Consider the following 20,135-nt stretch of genomic DNA (forward strand, 5'->3'; position numbering starts at 1 on the left):
GGGGAACAGGCGGTGCCGGCCCGTGCCCCGTGCCCCGTGCCCCGTGCCCCGTGCCCCGTGCCTACAAGTACAGCCCCGCCTCCGCGTTTCCGCGCGGTTCCGGCAGGGCCGTCGGGGAGGTGCCCCTGCGCAGGGCGTACAGCTCGGCCAGGGTGGCGCCCTCACGGCCGATGCCGTCCTCGTGGCCCAGCCAGTTCACCGCCTCGGGGCGGGTCAGCGACCCGACCTCGATCCGGGCCAGACAGCGTCCCGGGCGGACGACGGCCGGGTGCAGGCGCTCCAGGTCCTCGTTGGTCGTGACGCCCACCAGGACGTTGCGGCCCTGGCCGAGCAGGCCGTCGGTGAGGTTCAGCAGCCGGGACAGGGCCTGTCCCGCGGTGTGCTTGGCCTCGCCGCGGATCAGCTCGTCGCAGTCCTCCAGCAACAGCAGCCGCCAGCGGCCCTTGCCCGTCGTCTCGTCCTCCTCGCCGATCGCGATGTCCATCAGATAGCCGACGTCGGAGAAGAGCCGCTCCGGGTCCAGGACGCAGTCCACCTGGCACCAGTCCCGCCAGGACCGGGCCAGCGTGCGCAGCGCGGACGTCTTCCCGGTGCCCGGCGGGCCGTGCAGCAGGAGCAGCCGGCCCGCGATGTCCTCCGGAGTGGTCTTCATCAGGCGGTCCATGGCGTCCGCCACCGGCGCGGTGTAGTTGGGCCGGATCTCGTCCCAGGTGCCCGCGGAGATCTGCCGGGTGGTGCGGTGCGGGCCGCGGCGCGGGGACACGTACCAGAAGCCCATGGTGACGTTCTCCGGCTGCGGTTCCGGTTCGTCGGCCGCGCCGTCCGTGGCCTCGTCGAGGATCTTCGCCGCGAGTTCGGCGCTGGTCGCGGTGACGGTGACGTCGGCGCCCCGGCTCCAGCGGGAGATCAGCAGCGTCCAGCCGTCGCCCTGGGCCAGGGTGGCGCTGCGGTCGCCGTCCCGGGCGGCCCGCAGCACCTCGGCGCCCGTCGGCAGCAGGGTCGCGCCGGAGCGCACGCGGTCGATGTTCGCCGCGTGCGAGAACGGCTGCTCGCCCGTCGCGAAGCGGCCGAGGAACAGCGCGTCGACGACATCGGACGGGGAGTCGCTGTCGTCGACGTTGAGCCGGATCGGCAGTGCGTCGTGCGGGTTCGCAGGCATACCGTCATGATCGGGCACACGGACGCCCCCGCGCACCCGGTTTCCTCGGGGCGCGCGGGGCGCGTGATGTGCGTGACGTGCGCCTGTGTCACTGCCGGACGTGCGCCGCCAGCCGCCGCGCGTGCCGCGCCCGGCGGACCACCGCGTACCCCTTGGTCAGGGCCCGGTCCCGGACGAAGACGCGGGTGAGGTCGCGGCCGTCCACCAGCCGTTCGAACTCGGCGGTGTCCGTCGACCGGCGCACCGTCACGCGCCGCAGCGCGTAGGGCCCCTGCGCGCGACGGGCGAGCCCGTTGCCGACGGCGAGGGCCTGCGCGTACCCCGTCTCCCGTACCGCCTCGCGCACCCGGCGGCTGGAATAGCCGTAGGGGTAGGCGAACGACGTGGGCACGCGGCCCAGCTGGTCCGAGACGATCTCCTTGCACAGGATCAGCTCGGAGCGCAGCCGCCGGTCGTCGAGCTGGTCGAGCTGCGGGTGGCTGTGGCTGTGGCCGCCGATCTCCACGCCCGCGGCGGCCAGTTCGCGGACCTGGTCCCAGTCGAGCATGGTGTCCAGGCCGCCGCCGGTGTCGTGGGGCCCCCGGAGCCAGCCCGTGGAGACGAACAGCGTGGCGGGGAAGCCGTGTTCGGCGAGGGCCGGCAGGGCGTGGCGGTGCACACCCTCGTAACCGTCGTCGAACGTGATGAGGACCGGCCGCGCGGGCAGCGGCCGCCCGGTGCGCCAGCGGGCGGCCAGTTCGGCCGTGCCGACGGGGGTGAGGCCCCGCGCGGCGATCACCGCCATCTGCTCGGCGAACGCCTGCGGGGTCACGGACAGCGCGCGGGTGGCGTCGTTGGGGTCGGCGGCCACCGAGTGGTACATGAGGATCGGCACCCGTTCGTCAGCCACGGGCACCCCCTCGCTCCCCGTCCGGGCGCTCTCCCCCACGGTGCGCCCCGCCCTCCGCGCCCGACACGTCGACCACGGAGAACGTGACCCCGCCCCGCCGGGCCCGCACGCTTCCCACCACGTATCCGCCCGCCGCCGTGAGCACTCCGGCGACGATCGCGCCCGCGCGGCCCGCGCCGCCCGGCCGTGCCAGCAGAGCGTCCCGCAGCCCCCGCACCACCCCGGCCGGCAGGACCCGCGTGGTGTACCGGCGTTCCGACTCCAGCCCTTTCCCGGCGCCGACGCTGCGTGCCACCAGCGCCTTGGACAGGCCCTCGGCGTAGGTGCGGGTGCGGAAGTAGCGGAAGTGCTCGCGGGCCTCGGGCACCCGGTGGTGGATCACCGCGCGGTCGTCGATCAGCAGGACCGCGTCGGGCCGGGCGCGGCTGAGGCGGATGCACAGCTCCGTCTCCTCCCCGCCCAGCGGGCGCTTGTCACCGTCCCGTCCGATCCCGGTGGCGAAGCCGCCCGCCGCCTCGAAGGCGGTGCGCCGGAAGGAGGCGTTGCCGCCGAGGACGTTGCGCACCCGGACGCGTCCGGGGGGCAGGCCCCGGTAGGTGCAGCCCACGACCCAGTCGAACTCCTCGGGGAACCAGCCGGGGCGCCGCCCCGACGCCCAGAGGGGTTCGGTGCGCCCGCCGACCGCCATCACGCGCGGATCGGCGTACGCCTCGGCGAAGTGCCCGAGCCAGTCGCGTTCGGCCACGGCGTCGTCGTCGAGGAACGCGACGATCCCGCCGCGCGAGGCGGCGATGCCGGTGTTGCGTCCCGCGGACAGGCCGCGGGGGCCGGCGTTGGCGAGCACCCGCACGTCGTCGGTGTCCTGGTACTCCTTGGCCAGCCGGTCCAGCAGAACCTCGTTGTGGTCCACGACCAGCAGGGTCTCCAGGGCCGGCCGGGACTGCGCCCGCACCGAGGCGACCGCCGCGAGGACGTCCTCCCAGCGGTCCTCGGTGTAGGCGCAGATCACGACCGAGATGCCGGGCACGCCGGGCGGGCCGGACACGTCCGGCCCGCCCGGAGCACCCGTGGTGCCGGGCTCGCTCAAGACACCTTCCCCCGGACCGTGTCGAGCAGCGGGGAGTGGTGCGGGCGGCGGCGCAGCGCACGCCGGTTGGAGCGCTCCCCGAGGATCACCCCGAGGACGCGGAACCCGTCCCGCACGGCCCGCAGATTGCTCGCGCCGTGGATGCGCAGGTACTCGTGGCTCGGTATCTCCTGCACTCTCAGCCCGGCCTTGACGACCCGGATGTTCATCAGGGTCTCGACCTCGAAGCCGGTGCAGTCGAGGTCGATCTTGTCCAGGCAGTGCCGCCAGAACGCGTTGTAGCCGTAGCAGAGATCGGTGTAGCGGGCGCCGAACTTGCGGTTGACGACACCGCACAGGACCCGGTTGCCGAGCTTGCGGATGAAGGTCATGTCGTCGGTGCCGCCGCCGTTGGCGAAGCGGGACCCCTTGGCGAAGTCCGCGCCCGAGACGAGGGCGGAGACGTACGACACGATCTCGTTGCCGTCCGCCGAGCCGTCCGCGTCGACCATCACGATGATGTCGCCGGTGCAGGCCTGGAACCCGGTGTTCAGGGCGTCCCCCTTGCCCTTGCCGCGCTGTTCGACGACCTTGACGTCAGGCCACAACTCCCGGGCCACTTGGACGGTGTTGTCGGTGGAGTTGCCGTCGACCAGGACCACTTCGTGGACCCAGTGGGGAAGCGTCTTGAAGACGTACGGCAGGTTCTCCGCCTCGTTCATGGCCGGTATCACCACGCTCACCGGCGGTGCGATGGCCAGGTGCGAGGAGACGGGCCGGTACTTTCCGGTGGCCGGCGGATTCTGGTCCGCGGTCGCCGGCTGCAGAACGGAACTCATGAGTCTGGTCCCTCTCGTCCGGTGGGCCGCCCGCCCCTGGGCGGCCCGGCTATTCGTCCGGTTCGAAAGGGGGGTTCTCACCCGCGCACGACGCGAAAAAGCCCCGTGCACGCCGGGTGAGCTGGAAAAACTGGCCGACCGCGGCACACGCCGGCCGACCGCGCGGCCCGGCCCGGTACTCCTTGCGGTCACCGAGCACGGCACCCCCCTACCGCGCCCCGCGCCGGTACGTCGCGGTCCTGAGCCCTCCCCTGGAGCCGCTTACTGACGGACCGATGCGGGTGAGATGTATTGCAATGTATGACGGTATTGACGATTGAGCCCGTATGGCAAGACCTGAAACCAGGACTCACGTTTTTGTTGGTTTGACTGTTACGTACGCCTCTGGCCGTTCCCCGGCCACCAGCATGCCGCCGTGGCGTACGGATGCAACCACGCCTCGGAGGCGGTCGGTTGGTTCCGGCCGAGTGGCTTTGGCCGTGCGGCCCCGACCGTGCGGTGGTGGCTCACGCGAAGAGGTGTGCGGGTACGGATGGTCTGCATGGCCGACTTTGCCCCCCGAAGCGTCGGATGCCGGGCTTCAATCTGACGCAGCCCGTTGTGGGCGTCAAGGGCCGAACGGCCCCAAGGCCTGAATTCGTCCGGGATTAAACAGATGTTCCGGTGGCCGGCGGCAGCGGTCCGGCGGCGGCCTCGTGGTGGTCCGATGACGGCCCGATGGCGGTCGTCCGGTGGTGACTTGGTGGTTGCGTGGTGAATGAGTTACGGAGGTTCTGAGGAGGGGTCAGTGTTTTTGGCATGGACACTTCCAGTCAACGCGCGTAGTTGCTATGAAGGTTGCGGCAGAGATCCTGCTAAAGGGAGGTTCCATGAGACGTTCCCGACTTTCCGTCTATCTCGGTTCCATCCTCCTCGCCGTGGCCACCGCCCTCACCGGGGCAGCCGCGGCGCACGCGTCCCCACAGGCCGCCGCCGGCGGCTATGCGGCGCTCGGCGACTCCTACTCCTCCGGCGTCGGAGCAGGCAGCTACATCAGCTCCAGCGGCGACTGCAAGCAGAGCACGAAGGCCTATCCCTACCTCTGGAAAGAGGCCAACTCACCCTCGTCCTTCGCCTTCGCCGCCTGCTCGGGCGCTCGAACGGATGAAGTTCTGGCCGGACAGCTCGGCCCGCTCAACGCCGGCACCGGTCTCGTCTCGATCAGCGTCGGCGGCAACGACGCGGGCTTCGCGGACGTCATGACGACCTGTGTGCTCCAGTCCGAGAGCACCTGCCTCTCGCGGATCGCCACCGCGCGGGCGTACGTCACCTCGACGCTGCCCGGCAAGCTCGACAACGTCTACTCGGCCATCCGCGACCGGGCCCCGAACGCGAAGGTCGTCGTCCTCGGTTACCCCCGCTTCTACAAGCTCGGCGCCACCTGCATCGGCCTCTCCGAAGCCAAGCGGGCGGCGATCAACAACGCGTCCGACCTCCTCAACAGCACCACCGCCCAGCGCGTCAACGCCCACGGCTTCACCTTCGCCGACGTGCGCTCCCCGTTCACCGGCCACGAGATCTGCTCCGGCAGCTCCTGGCTGCACAGCGTGAACTGGACCAACATCGGCGAGTCCTACCACCCGAAGGCGGCCGGCCAGTCCGGCGGCTACCTCCCGGCGTTCAACAACGCGGCCTGATCCGCAGGGGAGCCGCCTTCCTCGTGGGCGGCTCCCTCAAGGCCCCTCTCTCAGGGAGCGGCCGCCGCACCGGCAGGAGAGGAGGAGGCCCCGTCCGGCGGGGTCTCCGTCCCGCACGTCACCGAGAACGGCACCGGGTCCGACGTTGTGTGCACGGGCTCCCGCACCTCCACCCCGATGCTGTTCTCCAGCGTCCCGGACTCCAGGTACGTCGTCACGATCACCGTGTCCTGCTTCGTGTACCCGCCGCCCTCCGGGAACGACAGCGTCCGCCACCCCGGGTCGGCCACCGAGTCGTCCTCGCCCACCCAGCGGTAGGACACCTCCGCGGGCAGCCGCCCCACCGTGAACGTCGCCGTGAACGAGGGCGACTGCTCCTTCGGCGGGGGACAGGCGCCGGAGTACTCCGTGTGTGTGCCCTTCACCGTCACCCGCACCGACTGCCGCGGCGGGGGACTCTCCCCGCCGTCGCCGCCCCCCTCGCCGTTCCCGCCGTCGGGCTCGGAGGTCGCCGGAGCGGGGCCGCCGGTCCGCCCGGTTCCGCCATCGTTTCCGGTCCCGGTGTTGCCACCGCCGGTCCGCGCGGACGAACTCGCCCCGCCCGTACGGCCCTCCGCGCCGTCCCCGCGGTTCAGCAGCGCGTACGTCAGACCGGCCAGCGCCAGGGCCAGCACGGCCACGCCCGTGACCAGGACGGCGGCGGCCCGGCGACTGCGCCCGGGACGGACGGCCGCGGTGTTCCCGGCGGACGGGGACGTGTACGGGGACGGTGCCGGGGTCCCCCGGGCGGACCGAGGGGCGGGGGCCGTGTGCGGGTACGAGGGGGTGCTCACGGTGGGGGCGTACGGGGCCGGTCCCGTCGTGCCGGCGCGCGCTGTACCGGCGTCCGGTGCGCCTTCCCCGGAGGGGGTGCCCCCGGCACCGACGAACCGCAGGTCCTGCTGTGCCCGCACCGCGGACAGCCGCTCGGCCGGGTCCTTGCGCAACAGGCCCTCGATGACCGGGGCCAGCGGCCCCGCCCGGCGCGGGGGCGGCAACTCCTCGTCGACGATCGCGCGCAGGGTGCTCAGCGGGGTGTCCTGACGGAAGGGCGAGCTGCCCTCGACCGCCGCGTACAGCAGCACACCGAGCGACCAGAGGTCGGACTCGGGGCCGGGAGTGCGGCCCAGCGCCCGCTCCGGAGCGAGGAACTCGGGCGATCCGATCACCTCACCGGTCATGGTCAGCGCGGAGCTGCCCTCGACCGTGGCGATCCCGAAGTCGGTGAGCACGATCCGTCCGTCGTTCGCGATCAGCACGTTGGCGGGCTTCACGTCGCGGTGCAGCACCCCGGCATCGTGTGCGGCGCGCAGCGCGGCGAGCACCTCCGCGCCGACGCGCGCGGCACGCTGCGGGTCCAGCGGGCCCTCGGCGTCCAGCACCTCGGCCAGGGACAGGCCGCGGACCAGCTCCATGACGATCCACGGCCGCCCGTCCTCGGTCGCCACGTCGTACACCGTCACCACATTGCGGTCGGAGACCCGGGCGGCCGCCCACGCCTCCCGCTCCAGCCGGGCGTACATCCGCTCGACGTCGGGCGCCGGCAGCCCGGCCGGGGCGCGGACCTCCTTGACGGCGACCTCGCGGTGCAGCACCTCGTCACGGGCCCGCCACACGGTCCCCATGCCACCCTCGCCCAGCGGTGACAGCAGCCGGTACCGGCCCGCGATCACCCGCTCACTGCCCGGTTCCTCGGACATGGCGCCCCCCATCGCATCCGGGCGAATTCTCCGTTTCCTCATGAAAGTAGCTCAGCCCAGCGCGGATGCCGCCCCCCTGAACACCAATCCGGCCCCCAGGGCCACGACGACGAACGCCGATCCCAGGGGCGCGCTCCGGCGCACCAGCGCGACCACCGGGCGTGCGGTCCAGCGCGGGCGCCGGGCCAGGAGCCGGTTCACGCCGCTGCCCGCCTTCACCACGGCGTACCCGGCGGCGGTGAGGGTGAGCGCCAGTCCGACGCCGTACGCGACGACGAGCAGCAGCCCGAACCAGGCCTGCCCGAGCGCCGCGGCGCCCACCAGCACGACCACGGCGGACGGACTGGGCACCAGCCCGCCGGCGAGACCCAGCAGGATGGTGCCGCGCAGCGTGGGGGCGACGGCGTGGGTGTGGGTGCGACCGCCGTGGGTGTGCTCGACGGTGTGGGGACGGGGGTGCGCGCCGTCCGCCTGGGCGTGCCCGTGTCCGTGTCCGTGGTCGTGCGTGTGGTCATGAGCGTGCCCGTGCGTGTGGTCGTGCCCGTGCCCGTGGTCATGAGCGTGCCCGTGCGTGTGGTCGTGCCCGTGCCCGTGGTCATGAGCGTGCCCGTGGTCGCGCTCGTGGTGGTGCGGGTGGCCCTGCGCGGCGTTCCGGTTGCGCAGGGCCCGGCGGAGGAGGCTCGCGCCCGCCAGGGTGACCAGGGTGCCGCTCGCGATGCCGAGCCACGCGACGACCGAGGGCGTGGCGGCCGAACCGGCCGTGACCAGCAGGCCGAGCGCCACCACGCCGAGGGTGTGGGTGACCGTCACCGAGGCGGCCATCGGCAGGACGTCCCGCAGCCGGGCCCTGCCGCCCCGGGCCGCCGCCGTCGCGGCCATGAGCGTCTTGCCGTGACCCGGCGCGAGCGCGTGCATCGCGCCGAGGACCACCGCGATCAGCAGCGCGAGCGCCGCGAACCCCGCGGTGAGGTCGTGCCGGGCGACGAGGTCGTCGAGGGCGCGGGTCCACCGGTCCGCACCGCGGGGCAGTACGGAGGCGGCGGGCGCTTCGGTCTCCTTCCCCGCCAGAGCCGGCCCGCCCGTGCGCACCCGGAGGGACGCGGTCGCCGTGTCGGCCGGTGAGGACAGCAACTCCTCCGGGTAGCGCGTCAGTTCGCGTGACAGCGACGTCTCGGGCACATCCGACGCGGCCAGCGTCATCCGGTCGCCGCGGGCGGTGACCTCCCGCCAGCCGGGACCCGAGGACGCCCCGGCGCCGCGGAAGGAGACGTCCGCCGTTCCGTCCTCGGGCAGCGGAGCGGTCAGCCCGCACTCCACGCGCAGCGTGTCGAGCCCGGCCTGACCGGGATGCACGCGCGCGCGGCTGCTCCGCACGGTGACCGGGACCGTACGCCCGTCCACCCGGACCTCGCTGTCGCGGGCGGCACCGGCGCACCGCCGACGCGCCCACTCGGCCGTGCCCAGCGCCTCGACGTCCGGCTTCGCCTGGGTGGCCGGGATCTCGGCGAGGTCCTCGACATGGTGGACGCGGAGCTCGCCCGGCGCGGCGACCAGGCCGTCGTACCGGTTGACGGTGAAGTTGCCGAGCGGATGCGCGCTCGCCGCCGTCACCGGGACCAGCGTGAGCGCGCAGGCGGCGGCGAGGACGGCGGCGCAGGTGGCGAGACGGCGGCCGGTGCCGCCGGCCGGGGAGCGACGGAGGTTCACCGTGCCGCCTCCAGGTCCTCGAGGGCGGCACGGGCCTCGCGGGCGCCGAGGGGGGAGAAGCCGGGGTTCAGTTCCAGGGCCGCCGTGAGGGACCGGCGGGCGGCGCCGTCGTGGCCGGCGGCGAGTTCGATCATGCCGCGGTGGTGGAGGAAGGCGGCGTTGCGGTAGCCGGTGGCCGTCGCCCGGCGGGCGTGGGGGAGCGCCTCCTCGGAGCGGCCGCTTCGGTGCAGCGCCCAGGCGAGGGCGTCCGCGGTGTGCACACTGTGCCGGCGGTCCCATTCGGCGCGGGCCGCGCGCAGGGCCGTTTCGGGATCGCCGTGGTCGGCGGCGGCGAGCGCGGTGTCGAGGTCGGCGTTGACCCCGCCGGCACGGGCGAGGGCGGCGTGGGCGTCGACGAGGGCGTACTGATCGGCCGCCTTCGTACGGTCGCCGTCGGCGCCCCGGGCCTCGTACAGCTCGCCGAGCGCGACCAGCGGGCCGGGCAGCGGGGAGCGGACGACGACCTGTTCCAGCGTCCCGATCGCGCCCGCGAGGTCGCCGCTCGCGGCCTGGGCGCGGGCCCGCCCCTCCAACGCCGGGAGGTGGTCCTCGTCGGCGGCGAGGGCACGGGCGAAGTGGGTGAGCGCGGTCTCGTAATCGCCCTGGTTCCAGGCCAGTTGGCCGAGTGCGGTCGCCACGTACGCCACGTCGGCGGGCGCGGACGCGCCGTCCAGGGCCCGCTCCAGCACCGCGCGCGCGGTCCGCACGTCGCCGCGCAGCTCCCGCACGTACGCGTACCGCGTGAAGACGGGCCCCCCCGGCCGCCTGCTGTCCGCGGTGTCGGCGGCCTCGTCGGCCTCGTCGTACCGGCCGAGCTCCACGAGGGCGTCGATACGGGAGGACAGGGCGCGCTCGCTGTAGGGGTTCTGCTTCAGGGCCCGGTCGGCGTACTCCAGGGCGCCGGAGAAGTCGTGCCGGGCCGCGGCGAGGGCGGCACGGCCGGCCAGGGCCTGCTCATGGCCGGATCCGAGCGCGAGGGAGCGGTCGAACGCCCGCTCGGCCTGCGGGTAGCGCGACGGGTCCCCCTTGGTCCGCGCCTGCTCGACGTAGGCGAGCCCCAGGCTTGCCCAGCCACCGGCGTCCCGCGGCTGGGCGCGGAGATGGGACTGCAGGGCACGGATCCCCGCGTCCAGGTCGCCCCCGGCGAGCACCCCGGCCGCGAGCACCCCGGCCGCGGGAGCGGCATCGGTGCCGGTCCGTGCTCCGTCCCGGCCGCCGGCGGCGACCGCTCCGGCGGTCATCGCCACCGCCAACAATGCGGCGCACACGGTGAGATGTGCCCCGCGCGAGCGGCGCGCGGCGGCGGAGAACCGGCGCAGAGCGGCCATGCGCACGCCGGATGGGGAGGCTTTTGGGCCGGGCCCGGCTGCCTCGGTCCCGGACTCAGGGAGGGCGGGGGCCTCGGCGGTCTCGGCCCGGGGCCCGGTTCCGGTCCCGGCCCTTGTCCCGGGCTCGGTGCGGGTGGCCCCGGACCCGGTGCCGGTGCGGGCGTCGGCCGGGCCGCCGGTGTCCGGCCGCGCGTCCGTGGTCCCCGGCGGTGCCGCGGGCCCCGTGGGCGCGGCGGGCCCGGACAGCCCCGTGGGCTCCGCCGGCCCGGTGTCCCGGCCGCTCTCCGGGGCGTGGTCGTTCGTACGCGGAGACATGCCTCTCCTCGGTTGCTTGCTGACTTGTCCGCTTGCCGCTCGCCCGCGGGGTGCGGGGGATCGGCGGCGCGGCCCGTGCCGCGGGGGATGGAGGGGACGGGCCGCGCCTGTCACTGGGGCGGGCCGGAAGGCCCGCCTGCCGGTGGGGGAGGGAAGAGCCGGAGCCCTGAGCCCCGGGCCCCGCCCCGCCCCGGTGGGCGCGGTGGCTCAGTACGCCCGGCCGCGCATCCTGCGCCACCACATCAGGGCCCCGCCGATCAGCAGGATCCCGAAGGCTCCCGCCCCCGCGGACGCGGCGATCAGGGTGGTGTCGTCGGAGCCCCCGGCCCCGGCCGGCCGCAGCGCGTCACCGAGCTGGTTGCGCACGTCGTTGCCGCTGTCCACGCCCTCGGCGAGCGGACCGCGCGACCCCTCCGTCGGGTTGGCCAGGTACGGGAACGAGGCGCCGAACTCCTTGTCGTTGGCGTCGACCGCGTCACCGAGGTCGTTCGCCGCGCCGACCAGCTCGCCCTCGACGACCTGGAGCGCCGCGTCGATCACGTCGTCCGTCAGCCGGCGCCCGTTGGGGAAGCCCGCGTTGTCGCCGTCCAGCACACCGAGCCGCTTCGGTTCGGCCGCCGGCTCGATCGACGTGTTGAGGCGCAGCATCTCCGACGGCGTCACGTGCGGTGGCTGGTTGAGTCCTTCGACGCCCTTGAGGAAGACGTCGACGAGGTCGTCGCGCGGCTCGGCGGGTGCCTCGATCTTGTAGATCGCCTCGATGAGCTTCGGAAGCTCGGGGTGGGTGACGTTCTCGAGGAACTGAGCGTCGTCCCACGGCGCGGACGCGTTGAACGTGTCCTTGTCCTTCAGCGGGTTGACGACCTCGTTCACCAGTGGATTGCCCAGTCGCGACACCTGGGTGAACTGCCCCTTGGCGTTCTTGCGCTGGGTCGTGGACCAGATGCCGACGACCGGCTGGTCCGCCGCCTCGGCGATCATGTCCGTCGGCACCTGGAGGGCCAGCGAGTTGACGTTGTACCCCTTGAGGGTGTCGTTGCCGACCTCGGAGAGGTTCCCGCCGTACAGCAGGTCGAAGACGCGCAGGTCCAGGAAGAACGGGTCGTCGGCCTGCCCGGCGAACGTCGTCGCGCCGCCCGCCAGCTCGTGCACGGCCTGCTTGCGGAGCGTGTCGTAGTCCGGCATGGACGCCTTGCCGACGTTCGACGGCGCCACCGGGACGTCGTCCGCGATCTTCGTACGGGACACCAGGTGCTGGTCCTTCAGCTTGAGCAGCTCGATGTCGTAGGTCTGCGTGATGTTGAGGTCCGGGTCGTCCAGGCCGGTGACCGGGCCCGTGTTGTAGAGGAACGTCTTCTCGTTCTTCGTATGGGTCCTGAAGGTGTAGCGGAACAGCAGCTCGCCCTGCGCGTCGCCGTTGGTGTCGATGTGGATGTCGTACTGCGCGTCCTCGGCGAACGTGAAGAAGTTCGGTCCGCCGGCCGGCTCCTCGAACGGGATCCAGTTCGCGATGATCGTCGTCGTGTCCGGCTTGTCGGGGCTGACGAACGCGTACAGGTCGGTGTTGTCGTACTGCGGAGTGCCCGAGATCAGCGGGGCCTCCCGGTGGCTGGAGGCGGAGGCCGCCCCCGGTTCCAGCGCTGCCGTGCCGGCGGCGGCGAGCCCACCGGCGGCCAGCGCGCCACAGATCAGGGTCGCGAGGCTCCTGCGTCCCGCGCCGGTCCTGGAGTTAGGTGTCATGCCGTCCGTCCTCAGTGCCAACTTGCCTGACGCACCGGGATTCGGAGCCCTGCCCGGACCGGATTGGTCGGGAGGCGAAAACGTTCCGACGGGTCCGCCCTCCTCCGCGGCTGAACACCCGTAGCATTTCTCGCTGTTCGACCCGCGTTTTCGGCCCGCTGATCCGTAATTCCCATCCGGAGGCGTGCTCGCTGCGCATGCCTCGGGTGACCGGGTGACCGGGTGGCCCGAAGGGGCCGGGAGAGGGGGGGTGCGCGTTGGAGGCGGACGAGCTTCTGGTGCGGGTGGCAGGGGGCGACCAGAAGGCATTCGAGGCGCTGTACGGACTGGTGTCCGGGCCGGTCTACGGACTGGTGCGAAGAGTGGTGCGCGATCCCGCCCAGTCGGAGGAGGTCGTACAGGAGGTGCTGCTCGAACTCTGGCGCTCCGCCGCCCGGTTCGACCCCGAGCGGGGCAGTGCCCTGTCCTGGGTGCTCACCCTCGCCCACCGCCGGGCCGTCGACCGGGTGCGCAGCGCCCGCGCGGCGGGCGAGCGCGAGCAGCGCGAAGCCGCCCGGCGCGGCAGCGAGCCCGCGTTCGACCAGGTCGCCGAGGAGGTCGAGGCCGGCCTCGAACGCGAGTGGGTGCGCCGCTGCCTGGACCGGCTCACCGCCCTGCAGCGGCAGTCGGTCACCCTCGCCTACTACGACGGCTACACCTACCGCGAAGTGGCCGAGCGGCTCTCCCTGCCGCTCGGTACGGTCAAGACACGCATGCGTGACGGCCTGACCCGACTGCGCCACTGCCTGGGAGGTGCCGCATGAGCTTCCTGGACCGGCTGTCGGGCCGCGGGGGCCGCGGAGACCTCCACTCGCTGGCCGCCCCCTACGCACTCGACGCACTCGAACCCGCCGAACGCATCCGTTTCGAGAGGCATCTGACGGCCTGCCGCCGCTGCGCCGCCGAGGTGCGCGTCCTCGCCGAGGACGCCGTCCGCCTCGCCTGGTCCACGGCCGCCCCCGCGCCACCCGCCCTGCGCGACCGGGTCATGGCCGCCGTACGGACCACCCCACAGGACCCCGCCCCCGCCCCCGGGCCCCAGGAGCAGAGGGGCGCACGTGCACCGCAACTCCCGCCCCACGTATGGGGGACCGGGCCCGTACCGGAGACCGGCGGGCGGCGCCGGATGCCGCTGTTCGTGCCCTTCGCGACGGCCACCGCCGCCGCCGCCCTCGTCGTCGCCGCCCTGTTCGCCGTCCAGGCGAACCGGACCCAGGACCAACTGACCGCCGAACGGGACCGCGCACGTGAGATCGCCCACGTTCTCGCCGCCCCCGACGCCCGCGCGAGCAGCGGCCGCGACGCGCGGGGCGGCACGATCGGAGTGATCGCCTCCGCTTCGGAACGGAGTGCCGTCGTCACCCTCGGCGGATACGACAACCCGCCGAACGGACGTGTGCGTCAGCTCTGGCTCATGCGCCCCGGCGCACAACCGCGCTCCCTCGGGCTCTTCGAGAGCGACGCGCCCCTCGTCGCCTCCGACCTCGACATCTCCGCGACGTCACTCGCCGTAACCGTCGAGCCGGGCGGAGGGTCTCCGCAGCCCACAACCCAGCCGGTCGTCCAACTCGCCCTGAAAGGGGTTGGATTCGGAGAGTAATCATCGAGTGTTCGTCAACCTCCTTACGGGGAAGGTGAATCCTGCGACCGAGATACGCGAGTGCCCGGACGGGGCGATAGGGTTAACCTGCCCGGGCCGGGCGGACTCGTACGGGTGGGGAGTGACATGGATCAGATAACGGTGCGCAGCAGGGCCAGGGTCCCTGCGATCACCTGCGGGAGCAGTGCGACCAGTACGCGCCTGGACCGCCACCTCTCGGTGCTGGCGGGACCCGCCGTCCCGCAGCGGGAGGCGGCCGAGGCGACATCGCTGATGCGCGAACTGACAGCGCGTGACAGGCACGACCGCGGAGCCAAGGGCTCACGGGCGCGGACGAGCCGCGTCTCGCTCTTCGCCCCGCTGCGCCGGCTGCGCCGCTCGCTCTTCGGCAGCCGCTAGTCCCGCGTCCGGTAGTCCCGCGTCCGGACGGGCCCACCGTCCCGGCGTGGTGGCGCACCGCGTACGCGCCGCCCGTCACCCCACGACGCGCGGCGCCGCCCAGCGGTGCGCTCCGGCACAGGCACGTCGTCCTCCTCCGGCACCTCTCTCGGTACCTCGTCTCCGGTCACGTTCCTCCCGGCGCCCCCGATCCACCCGACAGTGATCCGGGGGCGTGCGGACTTCTGCCGTCCCGTCCCCGGACCCTGCCGTTCCCCGGCACTCGCTCCCGTCCGCCCCGGCCCGCGCTCGTGAGCCCCACGGAGCGCCCGTGCGGCGTGCGCACCCCACGGCCTCCCGCGTCGAGCGGAACCTCGGACGGGTGCTCGACGGCTTCGGCACCGGTCACCGACGAGGGCCGGCGGGCCGGAACCGGCGGGAACCGGTGGGGAGCGGGTCCGGTCCGGATCTGCGGTGTGCCGTGTCAGATCAGCGCGAGCTGACCCTCCGGCCCCTCCTCGTGCGCGTCCAGGACCGAGGCGGGCCCGTGCGCCGACCGTGGTACGGGGAGCACGCCCGCCCGGCGCAACTCCGCCGGAGTGATCGGATCGACCGTCGCACGGACCGTCAACGCGGCCTGCCGCGGGCGGAGTTCGGCGAGCAGGGTGAGGACCGTGATCAGCTCCAGGAGCTCCGACGTCCAGGTCTGCGGCCAGCCGGCCGGACGGATCGCCTCCAGCGTCCCCGGCTCGGCCTCCTCCGTGCGGGCCGCGCACCACTGCTCCAGCACCGGGACCCCGGCCACCTCGTAGTCCCAGGCCGCCGGCGGCACCGGCGAGACGCGGCCCTCGTCGAAGAACAGGGCCTCCTCGTCGCGGTCGTACCGGACGGCCGGCGGGCGGGACGGGAGCGGGGCGCGGACGTAGGGGCGGCGTCCGCCCGGGAGCCGGGGGCGCTCCCCGTCGCGCCGCATCAGCCACAGCATCCGGCGCCCCACCTCCACACCCGTGTCCCACGTGCCGGCGTCCCCGGTGAGCGGCACCACGAGCCCTCCGGGGCCGGGCCGCACCACGGCCATCACCCAGGCGAGCGCGTCGAGGGCCGGCACCTCCCGGCCGAGGCGTGCCGTGAGGTGCTCGGGCAGGCCCGGGGCGAGGTTCGGCTCCGCGCCGCCGGGCCGGCGGTACAACGGGCGGATCCGGCCGGGACGGAGCACCGGCAGCAGGGAGGTGGCGAGGAGCCGAGGGCCGGTGGCGTCACCGGCGTCGTCGGTGCCGGCAGCACCGCCCCGGGCGCGCTCGCCCCGCGCGCGTGCCCCGCGTCCCGTGGCGGTCCCGGTCTCGACGAGGAAGATCTGCCGCTCGTCCGCCACCCGCCACAGCTCGGGGCGGGCCGCGTCGATCAGCCGCTGGTCGGGAATCAACCACTGCTCGTCGAAGGGGGAGCGCAGCACGCGGACCGGCTCCGGGCACGGACCCGAGGCGCGTGCCAGCCGCTCCGTGCCGCCCGACCGGCCCGGAAGCCGCCCGACCGCCGTGTGCCCGGTCCGTGAGCGGGTCGGCTGCAACAGGGCCTCCCTGTCCGGTCCCGCGGCCTTCATCAGGGCGTTCCAACGGGCCTTCAGCGCCGCAGGATCGGGTGCCGCCGGCCATCCCCGGCCGAGCCGTGGCGGTGCGACGGACCACGGCATGAGGTCCGCCAGCAGCGGAGCGTCGTCATGCGTCACGCTGGGCATCGTACGACCTGACGGGCGGGCGGGATCAGGTGGCTTCCAGGGTCACGGTGAAGGAGAAGCGGTCGCCCCGGTAGTTGATCACGGCCACGTCCAGGGGGTCGCCGCCGGTGTCGTAGGTGATGCCGGTGTAGTGCAGGATCGGGCTGAGCAGCGGAACCCGGAGCAGTCGGGCCGTCTCCGGGTCCGCGAGCCGCGCCTCCACGGTGTCCGTGATGCGGCCGATCTCCACCCCGACGACGTCCCGCAGCACCTTGGTCATCGGCCAGCGTCGCAGATCCTCCAGGTCGATCCGGCCGGCGAGCTCCGGACGGACGTAGTTGCGGGCGTGGTTGGTCGGCTCGCCGGTCTTCTCGTCGCTGCGCAGCCGGTGGTAGGCAGCAGTCTCCGTCAGTCCGGGGAAGTACTCGGCGAGTTCGGCCGGCACCGGCGCGGTGCCGTGCTCCAGCAGTTCGGTCGTCATGCCGGACTGCTGGGCCACGATCGCGTCCACCGACCCCAGCAGCCGTACCGGGGCGCCCCGGAGGGCACCGGGCTCGATGAACGTGCCGCGCCGGCGGTGCCGGCTGATCAGCCCTTCGTCCTCCAGTTCCTTCAGTGCCTGCCGCATGGTCAGCACACTCACTCCGTAGTGCCCCGCCAGCTGTTCCTCGGTGGGCAGGCGCAGCGGGTCCCGGGGCGAGCGGCCGAGGATCGAGGCACGCAGCGACTGCGACACCTGGTACCAGAGCGGCAACTTGCGGTTCAGGATGATCGAATCCGGCGCGAAGGAGGTCACGGGCTATCCGTACCGGTCGGGAACGTTCAGTGCAATGCGAGGTGCAGGGGCGCGTCGACAGCGGCTGGGGCATCCGGAGCCGAACCGGAGCCCCCGGGCCCCGGTCCCCCTCGGATCACCCGGATCACCCGGATCACCCGGATCACTCGGATCACTCGCACTGCATCGTGCGGAAGTGACGCTCGAGCCCCTGCCACACATCGTCGTAGCGCTGCTGCAGATGCTCCGCGCGGGCCGCCTGCGGCGTCAGGGACACCGGCCAGCGCGTTTCGAACATGAACGCGAGACCGTCGTCGATCTTCTGCGGGCGCAGCTCGGCGGCGCTCGCCTTCTCGAACGTCTCCCGGTCCGGCCCGTGCGCCGACATCATGTTGTGCAGCGAGCCGCCGCCCGGCACGAACCCCTCCGCCTTCGCGTCGTAGGCACCCTCGATCAGACCCATGTACTCGCTCATCACGTTCCGGTGGAAGTACGGCGGCCGGAAGGTGTCCTCGCCCACCAGCCAGCGCGGCGCGAACACCACGAAGTCCACCCCCGCCAGCCCCGGCGTGTCGCTCGGCGCCGTCAGCACGGTGAAGATCGACGGGTCCGGATGGTCGTACGAGATGGTGCCCATCACATTGAAACGGCGCAGGTCGTAGGCGTACGGCACGAGATTTCCGTGCCAGGCGACGACATCCAGCGGGGAGTGGTCGTAGGTGGCCGACCAGAGGTTGCCGCAGAACTTGTTCACCACCTCCACCGGCCCCTCGACGTCCTCGTACGCGGCGACGGGCGCCCGGAAGTCCCGTGCGTTCGCCAGGCCGTTGGCGCCGATGGGGCCGAGGTCGGGAAGCCGGAAGGCGGCGCCGTAGTTCTCGCACACATAGCCGCGGGCCACATCGTCCAGAAGCTCCACACGGAAGCGCACCCCACGGGGAATCAGCGCGATGTGTCCCGGCTCCACATGCAGCAGCCCGAACTCGGTCCGCAGTACCAGCCCGCCCTCCTCCGGGACGATCAGCAGTTCACCGTCGGCATCACTGAACACCCGGTCCATCGACGCGTTGGCGTGGTAGAGGTGCACGGCCATGCCGGCGCGCTGGGTGACGTCGCCGTTGCCGCCCAGCGTCCACAGGCCGGCCAGGAAGTCCGTGCCCTCGGCCGGTGCGGGCAGCGGGCTCCACCGCAGGCGGTTGGGGTCGGGCACCGTCTGGTTGAAGGGCGCGCTGCGGATCGCCCCGTTGCCCGTGCGGGTGAACGCCGGGTGCGCGGCCGACGGGCGGATCCGGTACAGCCACGAACGGCGGTTGTGGGCCCGCGGCTCGGTGAACGCCGTACCGCTCAGCTGTTCCGCGTACAGCCCGAGCGGCGCGCGCTGCGGCGAGTTGCGGCCCTCGGGCAGGGCGCCCGGGACCGCCTCGGAGCTGTGCTCGTTGCCGAAACCGGAGAGGTGGCCGAGTCCCTCGGCGGCCTTGCGCGCTCCCTCACGCTCGAATGCGCTCGCGCGGGCGGTGCCCCCATCGCTCATCTTCGCTGCTCCCTTGCGTGCGATTCCTATGCATCACCGTAGGATTGCGTTTTCCCCGGCGCAAGAGGGCCACGCGACATCGCTTCGTGCAGCGCGGCGGTCTCTGCCCCTCCGAATGCCGCTCGCCACACTCCGGCCACACTCCGGCCCCACCCCGGTCCCGTGCCCGCCCGGTCCCGGCGCGCCCGCCCGCCCCCGCCCCGGCTGTCGCCCTCCTCCCGTAGTACCCCCGCCCTCCTCTCGACGGAGGACGCGGAACCCGACTCCAGGGGGATCCGTGCGACCGGACGCCTGTTCTAAGCTCCCCCGCATGGCGTGGACGGGGAGGGTGATCACCGCGCTCGCGGTGTGCGGCGTACTGCTGGCCGGATCCGCGGGCTGCGGCTCGGGTGCTGCCCGGGAACAGGAACAGGGCGCCGGGTCGCCGTCGCCGGTGGGCAAGCTCCTGGAGGAGCGGGACGACGAGGGCCGGCCCTACCGCGAGGTGGACGAGGAGGGCGCCCCCGAGGTCGGCGTGGAGGTCACGCCCGACGCCGACGGCGGCTGGGACGTACGGCTGCGCGTGCGCAACTTCCGCTTCTCGCCGGACGGCACCGCCAACCGGGCGGTGCCCGGCCGCGGCCTCGCGCACCTCTACGTGAACGACCGGCTCGTCGCCCTGCTGCGCGAGCCCGGCCACCACCTCTCCCCGCACACCGTCCGGCGCGGCACGCACCAGGTCACCGTCCGCCTCTACGCGGACGACGACTCGGTGTGGGCCGTGGGCGGAGAGCCGGTGGAGAGCACGGCCGACATCACGGTCTCGGAACCGAGTCCCACCACGGCTCCGACCGCGACGGAGCGAGGGGCGGCGGGCCCCGGCTCCGCAGCCGGGGGCCGGGGTTCACCCGACGGGGACCGAAGGGCAGGATGAAGCCCGTGCCCGTGTCCGTGCCCCCCGCGACCTCCCTCCGCCGCGCGCCCGTGCAGCGCCGCAGCACCGAACGGCTGGCCAGAATCCTGGACGCCTGCGCCGCGCTCCTCGACGAGGTCGGCTACGACGCCCTGAGCACCCGCGCCGTCGCGCAGCGCGCCGGTGTGCCCATCGGCTCCGTCTACCGCTTCTTCGGCAACAAGCGCGAGATGGCCGACGCGCTGGCCCAGCGCAACCTGGAGCGCTTCACCCGGCAGGTCACCGACCGCCTGAAGACGGCCCCCGGCGCCCCGGGCTGGCGGCAGGCCATGGACGTCGTGCTCGACGAGTACCTGGACATGAAACGCACCGCGCCCGGCTTCTCCCTGGTCGACTTCGGCAACCAGATCCCCGTCGGCACCCGCCGGACCGAACCCAACCACCGCGTCGCCGACCACCTCACCCACCTGCTCTCCCGCCACCTGGACCGCGAACCGGACGAGGAACTGCGCCGGGGCTTCCTCATCGCCGTCGAAACCGCGGACGCCCTCGTCCACCTCGCCTTCCGGACAGCGCCCGAGGGCGACGAGGAGATCATCGCCGAACTGCGGGAGATGCTGCGTGCCTATCTGGCACGCGTACTGGACTGATCCGGAAACCGGCGCCTGCACGGCTCTCGCCGCGGGGCCGGGCGGCGAACCGGCCGCCG

The 20,135-nt window shown here is 73.4% G+C and carries 17 protein-coding genes; 6 read left to right on the forward strand and 11 right to left on the reverse strand.

All coding sequences use genetic code 11. The features are described 5' to 3' along the window. Nucleotides 1-61: 61 nt before the first annotated feature. From ACIF80_RS19865 to ACIF80_RS19880, 4 genes are all read right to left on the reverse strand, one after another. On the reverse strand, nt 62-1,159 hold the full coding sequence (locus tag ACIF80_RS19865) for a DUF5925 domain-containing protein (RefSeq protein ID WP_399806241.1): 1,098 nt from the start codon (nt 1,157-1,159) through the stop codon (nt 62-64). A gap of 88 nt (nt 1,160-1,247) precedes the next feature. Beyond that, nucleotides 1,248-2,048, reverse strand: a complete 801-nt coding sequence (locus ACIF80_RS19870; protein WP_399806243.1) for a polysaccharide deacetylase family protein — start codon at nt 2,046-2,048, stop codon at nt 1,248-1,250. Next, nucleotides 2,041-3,075 carry a glycosyltransferase family 2 protein gene (locus ACIF80_RS19875; RefSeq protein ID WP_399806855.1) on the reverse strand — a complete coding sequence of 345 codons (1,035 nt, stop codon included), beginning with the start codon at nt 3,073-3,075 and terminating at the stop codon, nt 2,041-2,043. Before ACIF80_RS19875 ends, ACIF80_RS19870 begins: the two co-directional genes overlap by 8 nt. Nucleotides 3,076-3,131: 56 nt before the next feature. Continuing rightward, a complete protein-coding gene (locus ACIF80_RS19880; protein WP_399806245.1) occupies nt 3,132-3,953 on the reverse strand; it encodes a glycosyltransferase family 2 protein in 822 nt (273 codons plus the stop codon). Nucleotides 3,954-4,822: 869 nt separating this feature from the next. On the opposite strand from ACIF80_RS19880, the gene ACIF80_RS19885 reads away from it, so the two are divergent. After that, entirely contained in the window at nt 4,823-5,629 is an 807-nt protein-coding gene (locus tag ACIF80_RS19885) for an SGNH/GDSL hydrolase family protein (RefSeq protein ID WP_399806246.1), read from the forward strand. Nucleotides 5,630-5,679: 50 nt separating this feature from the next. Here ACIF80_RS19885 and ACIF80_RS19890 read toward each other — a convergent pair whose 3' ends face one another. The 4 genes from ACIF80_RS19890 to ACIF80_RS19905 all read right to left on the reverse strand — a co-directional run bounded on the left by ACIF80_RS19890 (nt 5,680) and on the right by ACIF80_RS19905 (nt 12,497). Next, the gene (locus tag ACIF80_RS19890; RefSeq protein WP_399806248.1) at nt 5,680-7,368 is read right to left on the reverse strand and encodes a protein kinase; all 1,689 of its coding nucleotides are present in this window, start codon (nt 7,366-7,368) and stop codon (nt 5,680-5,682) included. Between the two features lie 51 nt (nt 7,369-7,419). Then, entirely contained in the window at nt 7,420-9,075 is a 1,656-nt protein-coding gene (locus ACIF80_RS19895; RefSeq protein WP_399806250.1) for a sulfite exporter TauE/SafE family protein, read from the reverse strand. After that, nucleotides 9,072-10,757, reverse strand: coding sequence for a tetratricopeptide repeat protein (locus ACIF80_RS19900; protein ID WP_399806252.1), 1,686 nt, complete (start codon nt 10,755-10,757; stop codon nt 9,072-9,074). The genes ACIF80_RS19895 and ACIF80_RS19900 overlap by 4 nt, the downstream gene beginning before the upstream one ends. A 207-nt stretch (nt 10,758-10,964) precedes the next feature. Then, nucleotides 10,965-12,497 carry a DUF4331 domain-containing protein gene (locus ACIF80_RS19905; protein WP_399806254.1) on the reverse strand — a complete coding sequence of 511 codons (1,533 nt, stop codon included), beginning with the start codon at nt 12,495-12,497 and terminating at the stop codon, nt 10,965-10,967. A gap of 257 nt (nt 12,498-12,754) precedes the next feature. Here ACIF80_RS19905 and ACIF80_RS19910 point away from each other — a divergent pair, with 257 nt between their 5' ends. The 3 genes from ACIF80_RS19910 to ACIF80_RS19920 all read left to right on the forward strand — a co-directional run bounded on the left by ACIF80_RS19910 (nt 12,755) and on the right by ACIF80_RS19920 (nt 14,535). Next, entirely contained in the window at nt 12,755-13,300 is a 546-nt protein-coding gene (locus ACIF80_RS19910; protein WP_055630684.1) for a sigma-70 family RNA polymerase sigma factor, read from the forward strand. Next, a complete protein-coding gene (locus ACIF80_RS19915; RefSeq protein ID WP_399806256.1) occupies nt 13,297-14,136 on the forward strand; it encodes an anti-sigma factor domain-containing protein in 840 nt (279 codons plus the stop codon). Before ACIF80_RS19910 ends, ACIF80_RS19915 begins: the two co-directional genes overlap by 4 nt. 126 nt (nt 14,137-14,262) lie before the next feature. Then, nucleotides 14,263-14,535 carry a hypothetical protein gene (locus ACIF80_RS19920; protein ID WP_399806258.1) on the forward strand — a complete coding sequence of 91 codons (273 nt, stop codon included), beginning with the start codon at nt 14,263-14,265 and terminating at the stop codon, nt 14,533-14,535. 463 nt (nt 14,536-14,998) lie between these two features. Here the strand turns inward: ACIF80_RS19920 and ACIF80_RS19925 are convergent, their stop codons facing one another. From ACIF80_RS19925 to hmgA, 3 genes are all read right to left on the reverse strand, one after another. Further along, nucleotides 14,999-16,249: a type ISP restriction/modification enzyme gene (locus ACIF80_RS19925; RefSeq protein ID WP_399806260.1), complete on the reverse strand. Its 1,251-nt coding sequence runs from the start codon at nt 16,247-16,249 to the stop codon at nt 14,999-15,001. Between the two features lie 25 nt (nt 16,250-16,274). Then, complete coding sequence (locus ACIF80_RS19930; RefSeq protein ID WP_399806262.1) at nt 16,275-17,024, reverse strand: GntR family transcriptional regulator; 750 nt, start codon at nt 17,022-17,024, stop codon at nt 16,275-16,277. 151 nt (nt 17,025-17,175) lie between these two features. After that, entirely contained in the window at nt 17,176-18,534 is a 1,359-nt protein-coding gene (gene hmgA / locus ACIF80_RS19935; protein ID WP_399806264.1) for a homogentisate 1,2-dioxygenase, read from the reverse strand. A gap of 310 nt (nt 18,535-18,844) precedes the next feature. Here hmgA and ACIF80_RS19940 point away from each other — a divergent pair, with 310 nt between their 5' ends. Then, nucleotides 18,845-19,447: a hypothetical protein gene (locus tag ACIF80_RS19940; protein WP_399806266.1), complete on the forward strand. Its 603-nt coding sequence runs from the start codon at nt 18,845-18,847 to the stop codon at nt 19,445-19,447. After that, nucleotides 19,444-20,076: a TetR family transcriptional regulator gene (locus tag ACIF80_RS19945; protein ID WP_399806268.1), complete on the forward strand. Its 633-nt coding sequence runs from the start codon at nt 19,444-19,446 to the stop codon at nt 20,074-20,076. Before ACIF80_RS19940 ends, ACIF80_RS19945 begins: the two co-directional genes overlap by 4 nt. The last annotated feature ends 59 nt before the right edge of the window (nt 20,077-20,135 follow it).

Source organism: Streptomyces sp. NPDC085927 (assembly GCF_044540975.1).
In the GTDB taxonomy this organism is placed as follows: Bacteria; Actinomycetota; Actinomycetes; order Streptomycetales; family Streptomycetaceae; genus Streptomyces; species Streptomyces hirsutus.

Coding starts and splice junctions, on each gene's coding strand:
- ACIF80_RS19945 (WP_399806268.1), top strand. CDS start 19,444: ATGAAGCCCGTGCCCGTGTCCGTGCCCCCCGCGACCTCCCTCCGCCGC.
- ACIF80_RS19915 (WP_399806256.1), top strand. CDS start 13,297: ATGAGCTTCCTGGACCGGCTGTCGGGCCGCGGGGGCCGCGGAGACCTC.
- ACIF80_RS19880 (WP_399806245.1), bottom strand. CDS start 3,953: ATGAGTTCCGTTCTGCAGCCGGCGACCGCGGACCAGAATCCGCCGGCC.
- ACIF80_RS19920 (WP_399806258.1), top strand. CDS start 14,263: ATGGATCAGATAACGGTGCGCAGCAGGGCCAGGGTCCCTGCGATCACC.
- ACIF80_RS19865 (WP_399806241.1), bottom strand. CDS start 1,159: ATGCCTGCGAACCCGCACGACGCACTGCCGATCCGGCTCAACGTCGAC.
- ACIF80_RS19925 (WP_399806260.1), bottom strand. CDS start 16,249: ATGCCCAGCGTGACGCATGACGACGCTCCGCTGCTGGCGGACCTCATG.
- ACIF80_RS19905 (WP_399806254.1), bottom strand. CDS start 12,497: ATGACACCTAACTCCAGGACCGGCGCGGGACGCAGGAGCCTCGCGACC.
- ACIF80_RS19900 (WP_399806252.1), bottom strand. CDS start 10,757: ATGTCTCCGCGTACGAACGACCACGCCCCGGAGAGCGGCCGGGACACC.
- hmgA (WP_399806264.1), bottom strand. CDS start 18,534: ATGAGCGATGGGGGCACCGCCCGCGCGAGCGCATTCGAGCGTGAGGGA.
- ACIF80_RS19940 (WP_399806266.1), top strand. CDS start 18,845: ATGGCGTGGACGGGGAGGGTGATCACCGCGCTCGCGGTGTGCGGCGTA.
- ACIF80_RS19890 (WP_399806248.1), bottom strand. CDS start 7,368: ATGTCCGAGGAACCGGGCAGTGAGCGGGTGATCGCGGGCCGGTACCGG.
- ACIF80_RS19885 (WP_399806246.1), top strand. CDS start 4,823: ATGAGACGTTCCCGACTTTCCGTCTATCTCGGTTCCATCCTCCTCGCC.